The organism is Trinickia caryophylli, from assembly GCF_034424545.1.
GTDB classification, from domain to species: domain Bacteria; phylum Pseudomonadota; class Gammaproteobacteria; order Burkholderiales; family Burkholderiaceae; genus Trinickia; species Trinickia caryophylli.
Genome location: NZ_CP139970.1, coordinates 1892653 through 1906209 on the forward strand (window position 1 = coordinate 1892653; position 13557 = coordinate 1906209).

15 protein-coding genes are annotated in these 13557 nt (G+C 64.5%); 12 read left to right on the forward strand and 3 right to left on the reverse strand.

The genetic code is table 11. The features are described from left to right. The first annotated feature begins 109 nt into the window (after positions 1 to 109). Positions 110 to 967 carry a helix-turn-helix transcriptional regulator gene (locus U0034_RS08595; protein WP_102622903.1) on the forward strand — a complete coding sequence of 286 codons (858 nt, stop codon included), beginning with the start codon at positions 110 to 112 and terminating at the stop codon, positions 965 to 967. A 41-nt stretch (positions 968 to 1008) separates the two neighbouring features. Here U0034_RS08595 and U0034_RS08600 read toward each other — a convergent pair whose 3' ends face one another. After that, positions 1009 to 1860, reverse strand: a complete 852-nt coding sequence (locus tag U0034_RS08600; protein WP_139831175.1) for a hypothetical protein — start codon at positions 1858 to 1860, stop codon at positions 1009 to 1011. Between the two features lie 755 nt (positions 1861 to 2615). Between U0034_RS08600 and U0034_RS08605 the strand changes: the two genes are divergently transcribed. After that, entirely contained in the window at positions 2616 to 3461 is an 846-nt protein-coding gene (locus U0034_RS08605) for a class I SAM-dependent methyltransferase (RefSeq protein WP_085228740.1), read from the forward strand. An 87-nt stretch (positions 3462 to 3548) separates the two neighbouring features. On the opposite strand, the gene U0034_RS08610 is transcribed toward U0034_RS08605, so the two are convergent. Together U0034_RS08610 and U0034_RS08615 are read right to left on the reverse strand one after the other, a co-directional pair. Then, a complete protein-coding gene (locus tag U0034_RS08610) occupies positions 3549 to 4400 on the reverse strand; it encodes a DUF2182 domain-containing protein (protein ID WP_102622904.1) in 852 nt (283 codons plus the stop codon). A 7-nt stretch (positions 4401 to 4407) separates the two neighbouring features. Continuing rightward, positions 4408 to 5181: a DUF899 domain-containing protein gene (locus U0034_RS08615; protein ID WP_085228657.1), complete on the reverse strand. Its 774-nt coding sequence runs from the start codon at positions 5179 to 5181 to the stop codon at positions 4408 to 4410. A gap of 98 nt (positions 5182 to 5279) precedes the next feature. On the opposite strand from U0034_RS08615, the gene U0034_RS08620 reads away from it, so the two are divergent. From U0034_RS08620 to U0034_RS08665, 10 genes are all read left to right on the forward strand, one after another. Further along, positions 5280 to 6500 carry a helix-turn-helix domain-containing protein gene (locus U0034_RS08620; protein WP_085228656.1) on the forward strand — a complete coding sequence of 407 codons (1221 nt, stop codon included), beginning with the start codon at positions 5280 to 5282 and terminating at the stop codon, positions 6498 to 6500. Between the two features lie 9 nt (positions 6501 to 6509). After that, a complete protein-coding gene (locus tag U0034_RS08625; RefSeq protein WP_085228655.1) occupies positions 6510 to 7184 on the forward strand; it encodes a Vgb family protein in 675 nt (224 codons plus the stop codon). A gap of 294 nt (positions 7185 to 7478) precedes the next feature. After that, complete coding sequence (locus tag U0034_RS08630; RefSeq protein ID WP_085228654.1) at positions 7479 to 8177, forward strand: RraA family protein; 699 nt, start codon at positions 7479 to 7481, stop codon at positions 8175 to 8177. 31 nt (positions 8178 to 8208) lie between these two features. After that, positions 8209 to 8748, forward strand: coding sequence for a hypothetical protein (locus tag U0034_RS08635; protein WP_085228653.1), 540 nt, complete (start codon positions 8209 to 8211; stop codon positions 8746 to 8748). After that, positions 8745 to 9602: an aminotransferase class IV gene (locus U0034_RS08640; RefSeq protein ID WP_085228652.1), complete on the forward strand. Its 858-nt coding sequence runs from the start codon at positions 8745 to 8747 to the stop codon at positions 9600 to 9602. The genes U0034_RS08635 and U0034_RS08640 overlap by 4 nt, the downstream gene beginning before the upstream one ends. Before the next feature lie 31 nt (positions 9603 to 9633). Then, positions 9634 to 10302 carry a 2OG-Fe dioxygenase family protein gene (locus U0034_RS08645; protein WP_085228651.1) on the forward strand — a complete coding sequence of 223 codons (669 nt, stop codon included), beginning with the start codon at positions 9634 to 9636 and terminating at the stop codon, positions 10300 to 10302. A gap of 25 nt (positions 10303 to 10327) precedes the next feature. After that, on the forward strand, positions 10328 to 10684 hold the full coding sequence (locus U0034_RS08650) for a cupin domain-containing protein (protein ID WP_158243492.1): 357 nt from the start codon (positions 10328 to 10330) through the stop codon (positions 10682 to 10684). A gap of 36 nt (positions 10685 to 10720) precedes the next feature. After that, on the forward strand, positions 10721 to 12268 hold the full coding sequence (locus U0034_RS08655; RefSeq protein WP_085228649.1) for an AMP-binding protein: 1548 nt from the start codon (positions 10721 to 10723) through the stop codon (positions 12266 to 12268). 93 nt (positions 12269 to 12361) lie between these two features. Beyond that, positions 12362 to 12625 carry a phosphopantetheine-binding protein gene (locus U0034_RS08660; protein WP_158243493.1) on the forward strand — a complete coding sequence of 88 codons (264 nt, stop codon included), beginning with the start codon at positions 12362 to 12364 and terminating at the stop codon, positions 12623 to 12625. Between the two features lie 36 nt (positions 12626 to 12661). Next, entirely contained in the window at positions 12662 to 13543 is an 882-nt protein-coding gene (locus tag U0034_RS08665; protein WP_085228647.1) for a chlorinating enzyme, read from the forward strand. Positions 13544 to 13557: the final 14 nt, after the last annotated feature.

A 13557-nucleotide genomic window follows, 5' to 3' on the forward strand; every position in this document is an offset into this window, starting at 1 on the left:
TTGCCGATCCCGCCGCGGATCCGGCACGCTGCACCGAGGGCTCCCCATGTCTGAGATTGCGTCGTACGAACCCACCTGCCCCGCGCGCGCTTCGGTGCCGTGGCCAGCGATGACGGGCCTCGCCGCCGAAGCGCCGGCGCCCGAGCCGGGCGATGCCGGCACGATTCCGGTCGTCTGGTACAACGATTCGAAACCCTCGGTGCTCGAGCAGGCGGGCGCGCCGCGTCTGGGCGTGGCGGAGACGCTCGCGCGCGCGCAGAGCGAGGCCGAGCGTTCGCGCATCGTAGCGAGCCTGCTCAGCCTCACCGGCTTTACGACGTTTGCTTACTTCGCCCTCGAATTCGCGCACGATCGCGTGCAACGGCTCTTTTTGCATGAAGCGTTTACGCCGGCCACCTGGCGCGGCGAATACGTCGAGCGCCGCCACTTCGGCGTGGACCCTCGTACGTTCGGCGCGCGCAGCTGCAACATGCCCATGGTCTGGGATCTGCGAACGCTGCGCGACGAGCCGAGGCTTGCCGACATCGCGGCTACCGATGCCGATGCGCTCGATGACTTCCTCCATACGATGCGCAACGACGGCATGTGCAACGGCATCATGTATTCGATGGCCGTGCCGGGCACGCGGCTGCATGCGTTCATGAGTTTTACGTCGTCGCGCAGCAACCGTGAATGGATGGCATCGACGACGATCGAGCAGGCGCTTTCGATCGGCCTTTCGGTGCACAAGTTCGCTTCGCCGAAACTGATGGCGGTGGCGCGCGAGCACGCGGTGCACAGCCTCACGCCATTCGAGTACAAGCTGCTCGCCGGGATTGCCGAAGGTGCATCGGACAAGGAGATCGGGCGCAGGCTCGATACCACCGCGCACAACGTCGACTATCACCTGCGCAAGCTGCGCAAACGCTTCGGCGTGTCGAATCGGATCGAACTCACCTATCTCACGTCGAAGATGGAGCTGATCTGAGCGAGCGTGAGCGCACGCTCGCTCTGTTCGTCGGGACGATCTTAACGGCCCACGCGCCGCATCGACGACACTAACTCGTCGCTGCGTGCCCACTCGTGTTCCTCGTTCTCCGAGGCGGGGAACTCGATCGCATGGCGCAACGCGCTGTGCTCCGACACGAGCGTTCGCACCTCGTCGACGAACCGGTCGCGCTCCGGGCCCGGCACGCTCATGCGGACGTCCCGATCCGACCAGAGTCGGCTAAGCCGCTCCGTCATCGCTTCATAACGGCTGCCCATATCCTCGTTGCCCAACTGCGTGACCGGGTCGCGCGCAATCGAAGCATGGTCGCCCAAATGCGATGCTACCGACGCGAAGTCCCTCAGCGCGGATGCCGCATCCTCGTCGCTATAAGTGAACCCCACTTCCGACGGTGAGTAGCGGCGTGCGCCCGTTCGGTCGGCGTTCAGAATCGACGCCGGGTTGCTCGGCAAGCCCAGCTCCGCACGATGCGTTCCCAAGCCGAGGCTGTTGACCGACGCATGCGTGTGCGAAGACGCATGCGTGTGCGACGACGCGGTCGATCGCGTCGAACGAGCTGTGCGCCCCGTCGCCTCGGTGCGGCCGCTGCGTCCCGATCGGGCCTCGCTGGATGCACTCCGTACCGACGACGACTCGCCCTGCTCGCTGATCGCGGCAAGCCTCGAAGCCGCGACCCGGCGGCGGTTCGTCTCGGCACTCCGGTCGCTTCCTGCCGTGCTCGATCCCGTCGTAAGCCGTCGCAGGCTTTCGGTGATGCCACTCATTCTCGAACGCCGGCCCGACGTCGACGACGTCGTGCTCGATGTGGTGGACGGCGCGCTCGCAGGCGTGCTGGTCCAGTCGCTGCCGCTGTTTCTGTTGATTCTGCTCATTTATCCAATCTCTCTCGGTATCTGTCGTGTCTGTGGTGTCCGCGCTCGATCAACGAGTGTCGCGGTTGCAAAGGTCGCGTCAACCAGGCGGCGACCGGTTGTGCCCGAGCGACGAATAAAAGGCGGAGGGGAGGGATATGCGCGCAAACCCGCTGGTGTGCGGTGTCTGCGCGAATGCGCTGCGCGATGCGGCATGACGCGCCGCGTGCGCGCGATTGCCGCGGCCAGCGGCCGGTACCGGCGAACGCGGCCGCGCGAAGACGGATGCGCGGCTCGACGCTACGAGCCGCGGCATGCGGCGGGACGAACGCTTGCCTGCCGCATCGGCTGTGCTCTGTTGCACCATGGATCGGTTTCTCGATAGTGATAAAGAGCGCATTGGATACCTGCACCCGATGCGCATCCCGCAGCAAACGCTCGGTTGGGCATTTCCCGACTGCGCGTTTTACCGCCCGCTTCTTTCCCGCCCTTCGGTTTTGCGCCGATTCGAGCGCAACCCAACGACCGGAAAGGGGTCCAGGATGCAACGTCCCATTCGCGGCGGCGGCCGTCCGGGCGAAAATACGGCGACTCGGGCGAAAATGCGGTGTCAGGCGATGCCATGCCCGCTACGGGGTCCGGTAGCGGCCCCGTGCGCCGGTCGATGCGCGCACGCCCGGGCGTCGCACCATTCGCGATAGCGAGCGGCGTTGCAAGCTAGACCCCAGGTGGCACAGTTCAGTTTCTTATCCCCGGACACGAAGGAGAAGACGGTCATGAATGACGCGCGGCAAACGGCGAACGAGCAGTTCGCGCTTTGGAACGGATATGCCGGCCGTGCCTGGGTCGACACCCAGGCGACGCTCGATCGATTGTTCGAACCCATTCAGACGATGCTCGTCGAGGCTGTACGCAACGCATCGGCGCATAGCGTGCTCGACGTCGGCTGCGGCACGGGCGCCACGACGCTCGCCATTGCGCGCATGCTCGGTACGCACGGGCGCTCCCTGGGCGTCGATCTTTCCGAGCCGATGATCGCGGCGGCGCGCACGCGCGCCGAGCAGGAAAACCTGCCTGTCGCGTTCGTGTGCGCCGATGCGCAAACGCATGCCTTCGAGCCGGCCAGCGCCGACATGATCGTCTCGCGCTTTGGCGTGATGTTTTTTGCTGATCCCGTTGCCGCCTTCACGAACCTGCGCAGCGCGGCCCGTGACGGTGCGGCGCTTCACGCCATCGTCTGGCGCAGCGCGGCCGAGAATCCGTTCATGACGACAGCCGAGCGCGCAGCGGCGCCGCTGCTGCCGAACTTGCCGCCACGCCGCGCCGAGGGCCCCGGCCAGTTCGCGTTCGCGGACCGTGCGCGAGTGAGTTCGATACTCGAGAAGAGCCGGTGGACACACGTCGAGATGCGCCCCATCGATGTCCCATGCACGGTGCCCGCGGACGCTATCGCAGGCTACGCGAGCCGGCTCGGCCCGGTCGGTGCGGCGCTGCAGGAAGTCGACGAACCCACGCGCGAGCGCGTGCTGAAAACGGTTAGCGCCGCATTCGGCGAATATCTGCATGGCGGCGAGTTGCGGTTCGACGCGGCTTGCTGGGCCGTTACAGCGCGCGCGGGATGATGTGCGGCATTTCGAGGCCGCCGGTTCGGTAAGGCCACTGCGCAGGCGCTCGGTCGATGTGCGCAGCGGCACCACGACGTGGCGAAGTCACGACGCCAGCGCCACCGTCAGCATGACGGCGCCGAATGCGAGCAAGGCGGCACCGATGGCGCGCGGCGCTTCCTTTCCGGCCGGCGCAAGGCGTTCGATCGTCGTCGCGCCGGTCACGAACGCCATCGCGCGCAGATCCATTGCGCCGGTGACGAGCAGCACCGCCGTCAGCCCCGCGCCGCAAAACATGCAATGAAACGCGAGACGCATGCCCTCGCAGCCGCCCGTCCACGCGCGCCGCGCCATTCGCCCGTTGCGCGTTCGCGGACCCGCACGCCGCCGCATGCCGCGCAGGCATGCCAGATGGTGCGTTTTCCACGCCGTGAATTGCATCGCGCCGGCCCACAGTACGGTTGTGCCCGCAACGATGGGGCACGCGCGAGCGAGCGCCGGCACCGCCATTGCCATCTGGAAGAACGCCGCGCCTGCGGCGAAAACGAGTGCGCCTGCCGCCGCCCACACGAGGAAGTACCCGGCCAATAGGCATGCAACCGATGTTTCGGGCCGGGCCGCATCGGTGCGATTCGCCGCTCCGAGATAGCACCACAGCATGGGCGCGAGCGAAGGCAGCATCATGACCGCCATCATGACGGTCCACATACCGACGAACGAGGCGGCCAACTGGTGCCAGGACTCGCCGCAAAGCGGCACCCAGGCCGCCGAGATCGACCACCCGCCCGGCATCGGTACAGCCCCCATCGCAGCCATGCGTCCGGCCTCGCGAATCGTCACCGCAAGGCCAGCTGCGAATAACGCTGCGCAAATGGCCGCGACGACGTACGGCTCGCGCTGACGCGAAGCTTCGCGTGGCGGCCGGTGGCCGGCGCGAACGATCTGGGTGCCGGACATCGTTCGCCTAGCGCGCATGCGCGGTTTCGTATTCGTCGTGCCGACGCCACCAGACCCCGGTCTCGTTGCGGCCCTTAGGCGCGCGATCGAGCCACTGATACATCCCCCACAAGCCGTCGAGGCCGCGCGCATAGGTCGAATACGCGTGATAAACGACGCCGTCCTCGAGCACGAACGTGCTCATGCCCGGCCTGTCGCGCGTATAGGTGAGAGGGTCGGTGCCGCAGGTATTGGCGAACTCGACCACGGGCGGCGGCGCCTGTGTCGCGTCCATCGCATGGCCGCCGCGCCGGAAGTTGTATTCGATGCCGCCGCCGCGCTGCTGTTCTTCGGTGAACGACACGTTGAAGTCGAAATTGAAGTCGCTTTCGACCGACGATGCCCACGGAAACGACCAGCCCATTCTGCGCTTGTAGGCCTGCAGTTTCGCGAGCGGCGCGCGCGAGACGGCCATGAGCGTCACGTCGTGATGTGCGAGATGCTCGACGAAGCCGTCGAAACCGTCGGCCAGCGCCGAGCACGATGGGCAGCCGGCCTTGTAATCGGGGCCGAACATGAAGTGATAGACGAGCAGTTGCGAGCGTCCGCCGAACAGATCCTGCAGCGTGGCGGGGCCGCCTTCCGTTTCGAACCGATAGGCCTTCTCCACGCGCACCCAGGGCAGCGCCTCGCGCTGCCGCGCGAGTGCGTCGCTGCGGCGGGTCAATTCCTTTTCCGCTTCGAGCAGTTCGAGCCGCGCAGCCAGCCATTCGGCGCGCGAGGCAACCGTGTGTTCAGTCATCGTTCTCTCCTCGGGTAGACACATATCGATCAAAACCTCTGTGCTAGATTAGGACTGCCGAACGATGCAGGGGGAGTGACAAGTGTGGCGGGATTGCAATGGATTCGATGATCGCGTCCGCGGCGCGTGCGCTGGCCGCCGGTGATCCGCTCGGCGCGCTGAACCGCGTCGCGCTGCGCGACGATGCCCATGCACTCGCATTGCGCGGCATCGCGATGGCGCAACTCGGCGATCTCGCGCGTGCGAAAGCACTCGTGCGCCGAGCAGCCCGTACGTTCGGCCCCGAGCAAGCGGCAGCACGCGCGCGATGTGCAATCGCCGAGGCCGAAATCGCGCTGGCCTCGCGCGATCTGAGCTGGCCCGCGAAGGCCCTCGATGCGGCTCGCAAGACGCTCGAACAGCACGGCGACCATGCCAACGCCGCACACGCGCAATACCTCGAAATCCGCCGCCTGCTGCTGATCGGCCGGCTCGACGAGGCCGAAGACAAAATCGCCGCACTCGAGCCCGCGCGCCTGCCGCCGGCGCTCGGTGCAGCGCATGCACTCGTCGTGGCCGGCATCGCCATGCGCCGCCTGCAGACCAAAACGGCACATGCCGCGCTCGGGCGTGCCGAACACGCGGCCCGGCGTTCGGGCATTGCCTCGCTGATCGCGGAAGTCGAAAGCGCGATGCGCCTGCTGACCGAGCCCGCTGCGCAACTGATCGCCCGCGGCCGTCAACAGATGCTTCGGCTCGATGAAGTGGAAGCGCTCCTGATGACGGATGCGTTCATCGTCGATGCATGCCGCCACGCCGTACGGTTTGCCGGAACCGTCGTGCCGCTCTCGAATCGTCCCGTGCTGTTCACGCTGGCGCGCGCTTTGGCCGAGGCCTGGCCCGACGATGTGTCGCGTGCGGCGCTCGTCGCACGCGCGTTTCGCGCAAAAACGGCCGACGAATCGCATCGCGCGCGCCTGCGCGTCGAAATGGGTCGGCTTCGCAAGGCACTTCACGGTATAGCCGACATCGGCGCGACGAAAGGCGGCTTTGCGCTCATGCCGCGCCGCGCGCGGGAAGTCGCGGTGCTCGCGCGCCCGGTCGAAGACAAACATGCAGTCGTGCTCGCATGCCTCGCCGATGGCGAAGCGTGGTCGAGTTCCTCGCTGGCGCTGGCGCTGGGCGCCAGTCAACGCACCGTGCAGCGCGCGCTCGACGCGCTCGCCGCCTCGGGCCGGGTTCAGTCGTTCGGCCTGGGCCGGGCACGACGTTGGACGATGCCGCCCATACCGGGATTCGCGACGGCATTGTTACTCCCCTCGCCGATACCGCTCGAGTAGGATCGCCCCATGAACACATCAGCCGCCGACATCGTCCGCGAGTACGGACCCTTCCCCGGAATCGACGCCGTGCATGGCCTGACGTACGACGGCCAACAGGTGTGGTTCGCTTCCGGCACCAAGCTCAATGCGCTCGATCCGGCAAGCGGGTGCACGCTGCGCGCGCTCGACGTGCCCGCGCAGGCGGGAACGGCATTCGACGGCCGGCACCTGTTCCAGGTGGATGGCGATTTCATCCGCAAGATCGATCCCGAATCCGGGCGTGTGCTCGCGAGCATTCCCGTGCCGAGCGGCGGCGGGATCTCGGGCCTTGCCTGGGCGGAAGGCATGCTGTGGGCCGGGCAGTATCGCGAGCGGACGATCCACCAGATCGATCCCGAAACGGGGGCTGTCGTGCGCAGCATTCGCACCGATCGCTTCGTGACCGGCGTGACGTGGGTCGATGGCGAACTTTGGCACGGTACCTGGGAAAACGACGCGAGCGAGCTGCGCCGGATCGATGCCACGACGGGAGAAGTGCTCGATCGCCTCGACATGCCGGCCGGCGTGGGGATATCCGGGCTCGAATCGGACGGCGCGGACCAGTTCTTTTGCGGGGGCGGCACGAGCGGAAAGATACGTGTCGTGCGCAGGCCCCGGCGCAATCAGAGCGAGGGCGAGCAGACGGGCGACGCACGCCGCTGATTCATCATCTCGATCCGGCCTCGCTCGCATCCGGATTCCACGCCGCAAGCCAGCACGTCCACGGCGCCGCAAAAGCCGGCGCCGATCGACCTCAATCGACGTCAATCCGACCATTCAATAACGTCAGTTTTTCTCCTTCTCGCACCATCGCGAGTCGAATCCATTCCGACGATTCGATAAAACTCGACCGTTCCAAAACTCCCCTTATATCTTAGGGGTAGACAGCGATTAGGGCCCCAAAATATATTGAGCCACACAACAACCCCGACAATCGCTCGACGATTGATTCAAAAAATGAACAACGAATATTTAACGTTGATTTATGAGAGAAAAATCAACACCTCGACGATTTCCGACGTTCTCGATTCATTCGGCGTCGAATCCGCACTGAATCCCGGCATTCGCCCGATGATTCGCTCCGGGAATGAAAAAGGCCATTATTTTGCGGGTACGGCCTATACGGTCAGATGGGCGCCCGTCAGAAAAGGCGCCGATATCATGGCCGCGCAGGAGTCTACCTGGGAACAGGTGAAGCGCTTCCTGGTTCCCGAGCTTGGCGATGGGGCCCGGAAAGTTTATGTGGCCGGTGCCGGCCCGATCCTGACGTCGGCGGCGCTGGCGGGCGCGATGAGCTGCACCTATTTCGACCGTCTCGGCTTCGAAGGCGCGGTGTTGGGCGGCGCGGTGAGAGACATCCCCGAATTGCGCGGCCTGCGAATGCCCGTGCTCGCAAGCAATCCGATTCCCGTGGATACGCAAGGCAGTTACCGCGTGGCCGGGACCGGGGATTTTTGCGTCATCGACAACAAGACGATTCACACCGGCGATCTGATCGTATCGGATGAAAGCGGCACCGTGGCAGTGCCGGCGACATTGATCGAAGCGGTATTGGATCGCGCCTGTAAAACCGATGAACTGGAAGCCGAAATGCTTCGGCAAATTCGCGCTGGACGCTCGCTGCCAAAACTGGTTGAAGAGCAACGCCGGATCTGACGCACGACTGCTTTGCCCCGAGGAGATCGACATGCTGAAAATCCACACCCTGGGCCCGCCCGGGACGAATTGCGAAAAGGCGGCGAAAGTCTATCTCGACCGCCGCGGCATAGACGGACAAGTATTGCTTTACGAAACGCTCGAAGAAGCGGCGGACGAAATGATGTGCACGGAGGAGCCCGACGACGTGCTGCTCGGCTGCATCGTTTATCCCTATCTGCACGAACTCGTATTTCGCAATCACCACTGGATGAAGCTGGTTGATTGCTTCGTGGTGGATACCTACGACATGGTCTTCGCCAGCCGTCTCGCCGATGTATCGCGCATCGCGAGCATCGGCTCGCACCCCGCCCCCGTCGATCTGCTCGCCGGCGTGACCGGGTTGCCGGGCGCGCTCGAGCCCGTCCTCGTCACCTCCAATGCCGAAGCGGCACGCCTTTGCGCGGCGGGCCGCTTCGACGGCTGCATCTCCACGCGGCTGGCCGCCGAACGCGCGGGCCTCCACATCCTGCAGAACTTCGGGCCTGTGCCGATGGGCTTCAGCATCCACGCGAAAGGAGCACACCAATGAAGTGGTGGCTCGACGGCAAACTGATTCCCGCCGATACGCTCTCGGTGCCCATCAACACCTACTCGCTGCACTATGGCCTGTGCGTGTTCGAAGGCATTCGGTCGTACAGCCTCGAAGGCGGCCGCACCATCTTCCGGCTGGAGGAGCACATTGCGCGCTTTGTCGCGTCGGCGGAGATGCTCGGCTCGCCGATCACGGGATACCGCGCAGGCGAGCTCTGCGATGCGGTCATGGCCGTGGCCGAAACCGCCCCCGCCAACGATCTCTATATACGGCCGCTTTACTACGTCGGCAACGGCATCATGGGCCTGCGCGCCACGCCGCTCGATCAGCACGTTGCGGTAACGGCATGGCAATGGCAAACCGATCGGTCGCACCCACGCTACACGTCGGGAATCAAGGTCGTGATTTCGCGGCACACGCGGCGCAAGGATTACGCGCAAGCGAAAGTGTCGGGCAATTACCTCGCGTCGGTCGCGGCCGTCAATTCGATTCCCGCCGGATTCGACGAAGCGATTCTGCTCGACGAAGACGGCTACCTATGCGAAGCGACCGCGCAAAACGTGTTCGTCGTCCTGCGCGACACGCTGCACACGCCGCGCGTGAAATCCTGCCTGAACGGCATCACGCGTAACGCTGTGATCGAGGTTGCCCGCAAGCTCGGGCTCGGCGTGCACGAGCGCGACATCACGCCAGCGGAACTGCTGGCGGCCGATGAGGCGTTTCTGACGAGCACGGCCTCCGAAGTGCTGCCGATCGCGCAAGTCGAGTCGCATCGGCTCGGATCGGCCGCACCGGATTCATGCACGTCGCGGATTCGGCAGACGTTTCTAGACCTCGTTCAATCGCACTGAATTCTATTCTCGCCAAGCTAAAGGAGCAGAAATGGGAGCACCGTATTTCATGCACAACCGCACTTTCTACCGCAACACGCCCGATGTGGATCTCGGCTTCCTGCAGGCGTCGTTCGATAACGTGCCGTACGACCAATACTTCACGGCCGGCCAGCGGTTTCGAACGACCTCGCGCGTCGCCATCACCGAGCACGGCTTGAAACTGCTGCCCAAGCGCCCGCTGTATCAACCTCCCTCGGTGAACAAGCTCCAGAACTACGGGGGAATTTGCCGGAATTACGAGGATGCCCCGGTCTCGCTCATCGAATCCGAGCCGTTTCGCAAGCTGATCGCCGAGTGGATCTCGCGCACGGGGCTGCAGCCCGAGAGCTTCTCGGTCCATCAGATCCGCACCACGGGTACGGGCAGCCCGGTCCCCGAGGGCCGGCACCACGACGGCACCGATTGGACGGGCCTTTACGTCGTCAAACGCCACGGCATCGAGCCGGAGAGCGCCCGCACGACCTATTGGGATCGGGACGGCGAGATCGTCATGCGCGACGTTCTCGCCGAAGGCGAACTCATCACCTTCGAGGACGGCAAGTACACGCACGATACGACGGCCCTCACCCCGACGCTCGACGGCGCCTATCGCGACGTGTTCGTACTGACGCTTCCCGAACACGGTGTGAACGTGCCTGCCGAACTCATCGGGGAATGACATGCCGCTTTTCAGCAGAAGTGCCTTGAGCGTTCATCAGGTCATAGACGGCGGGCGGGCAAGCTTCATACACGCGGAGCGCTTCTCGCTCGCGTTCTGGAAGCTCGATGCGGGCGCCGTGCTGCCGCTGCACCGGCATCCCCACGAAATGGCGCCGAACGTCATGTCGGGCGCCATCGATCTGACGGTGGGCGATGAAACATATCGTCTGCGCGCGGGCGATACGTTCGTGATTCCCCCCGACGTTCCGCATTCGGCCGTGGCACTGGAAGCGTCCGAAGTGATCGACGTGTTCGCGCCCGTGCGCGAGGACTACCGCGCACTGGCCGCCGGATCCGCCTCGACGTACCTGGGCCCGACGACGCGGACCGTCGAGCCCTGAGCTCCCTGCCCCCAAACGTCCCAAGCGAGGCAAACGATGGAAACGTACTATTCGATGCTGTCGCGGCATCGTGCCAGCGAGCGGCCGGCGTTCATCGATGCGGGTGGCCGTCTGCTCTCCTACCACAAGCTCTTCGAGCATGCCGATGCGATTGGGCAATGCCTCACGCGCCTGCTCGGCGATGCGAACTGCGCCGTCGGCGTATTGCAGGACAAGAGCCTCACTGCCGTCGCGTCCATTTTCGGCGTATTGGCCGGCAATAAGGTCTTTGTCCCGATCTCGCCCGGGCTGCCCGCAGCGCGGCGCGATTCGATCGTTCGGGCAACGTCGATGAAAGTCGTAATCGTCGACTATGCGCTCGCCGACGACGTTGCGCTGGAACTGGCGCGTCTCGGCCTCGCCCTGGTGTTTTGCGCCGTGGACGAAGACGGATTGCGACTGCATGTGGCCAACCGCGAGTCGATCGGCAGCGAGCCGGCCGCGGCGATCCACGACGAGCCGCTGAGCCACATTCTGTTCACGAGCGGAACGACAGGCACCCCCAAGGGCGTCATGATCAAGGCCGAAAGCCAGGCGGCCTTCACGCGCACGATGGCCGCCGCGTTCGGCCATAACTCGTCGACACGCTGGCTCTCCGTCTCGCCGCTCTACTTCGACGTGGTCACGCTCGATCTGTTCGTCGAGGCCTATTGCGGCTCGACGGTCTACCTCTATCAGCCTGGCCTGCCCGCGGCCGAGCTAGCCTACACGCTCGAAAAGCACGCGATCACCGATGTGCTCTTCATTTCGTCGGTGGTGAAAATGCTGGCGTCCGAGTTTTCCGAACTCAAGCGCCGGGATCTCTCGCGGCTCAGGCAACTCTGGTATGGCGGAGAGTCCTGCCCCGTCGAAGCGTTGAGGAAAATCAAGCAATGGCTTCCGCACATCGCGTTCGCGCAATGTTACGGGCCCACCGAAGTGTGCAACAACTCGACGCTGATGCGCTTCGACGACGTTCCGCCCGGCCATACCGGCTTCATGCCGCTCGGCAGACCGATCGACTCCGTGGAAGCGTACGTGGTGGACACCGACGGAGAATTGCTGCGAGGCCCGGGCGTCGGCGAACTCTATCTCGGCGGCGTGCAGGTCATGGCCGGCTATCTCGGCGATGCCGAGGGCACCGCGGCAAAGCGGGTTCCCAATCGTTTCAACCCGGCCTCGCCGTACCCGCTTTTTCGCACCGGCGACTTCGTTCGCCTCGACGCGGACGGCCTGCTCTGGTTTCACGGCCGCCAGGACGACCTCGTCAAAGTGCGCGGCAATCGAATTTCGCTGCATGAAGTCCAGGCCGCTTTCGTCTCGGAGCCCGAGATCGCCGATGCGATCGTACGCGTGGTGCCCGATTCGATCGGCGGCTTTCTCGACGCCCTCGAGGCCGTGGTGATCTGCCATCGCGCCATCGACAAAAAAGCGCTCGTCGAGCGCCTGCGCTCGCGGCTGCCGGCCTACATGGTGCCGGACCGGATCCACATCGAACTGAGAAGCGACGTGCCGATCAAGGAGAACGGCAAGCTCGATCGCCACCAGTTGCTGTCGCGCATCTGAGGTCCGACAGCCGATACCGGCGCCGACACCGACATCCGAATGCACCGCCACGAGGCGGATGCCCCCATCGACGCAACCACGACAGGAAAGACCATGTCCGAACTGAACGACTATCGAACGCCCGAAGAAGCCGAACTTGCGCGGATTTTCTGCGAAGTGATGAACCTCGATCGAATCGAGCGCGAGGCGGCCTACCTCGAACTCGGTGGCAATTCCGTGTCTCTTTATCTGATTCTCGAAAAGGTGAAGGAGCGATACGCCATCGATCTCGATCCGCAGCTCTTCTTCAAGGACGAAACGTCTTCGCTGCGCGCGCTGGCTACCGTGATCGCGCGCCAGACCGCCGTGCTCTTCTGAACCGGCACCGAGCCCCACCATCGAGGCAGACAACCCATGACACGCGAATACAGCCTGACACCGGAAGAACTGTCGAAGTTCTGGGCCAACGGATTCATCGGCCCGTTCACGCTCTACGAACCCGACGAAATGGAGCGCCTCTGGGCCGACGTGAGATTGAAGCTCTTCGACCGGTCCCGCTCGCCCTACCCCGAATCCCGCTTGAATTACGACCGGCATCTCGACGTCAAGCCGCTGAGCGACATCGCGAGCCACCCGCGCATCGTCGATCGCGTGGGCAGTATTTTGGGCGACGACTTGCTGTGCTGGCGCTCCGAATGGTTTCCGAAGTACCCAGGCGACGAAGGCACGGAATGGCACCAGGCAAAGACGTTCGTCGAATTCGAGGGTAATCCGCGCCTGCGCCCCACCGAAAACAAGACCGGGCTGTGGGGTCTGACCGTCTGGACCGCGTTTACCGAGGCGACGCGCGAAAACGGCTGCATGAAGCTGATGCCCGGCACGCAGGACGAGTGGTTCTTCGACGAAACGCGCTCGGTCGAGCACGATCCGTCACGGATCAACAACAAGGTCGCGGAGAACGAAAAGCGCGGCTTTTTCGGCTACGACTGGGACAAGCTCAAGGTCGATCCGAACTGGAAGCCCGACGAATCGCGTGCCGTGCACATGGAAATGCGCCCGGGCCAGTTCTTTATCTTCTCGTCGCAAACGCTGCACGGCTCCGAGCCGAATCGCAGCCGGACGCAATCGCGCTTCGGATGGTCCACGCGCTACGTCGCCACGCAGGTCCAGGTCTACCCGGGTTACGACCGCTATACGAGCCTCGGCGAGACGTTGTCCCTGCGCGATTACTCGACCGTGCTGGTGTCGGGCAACGACCGGTTCGGCCACAACACGGTGCGCGCGCCCCTGGCGTGACGCTACGGTGCAAC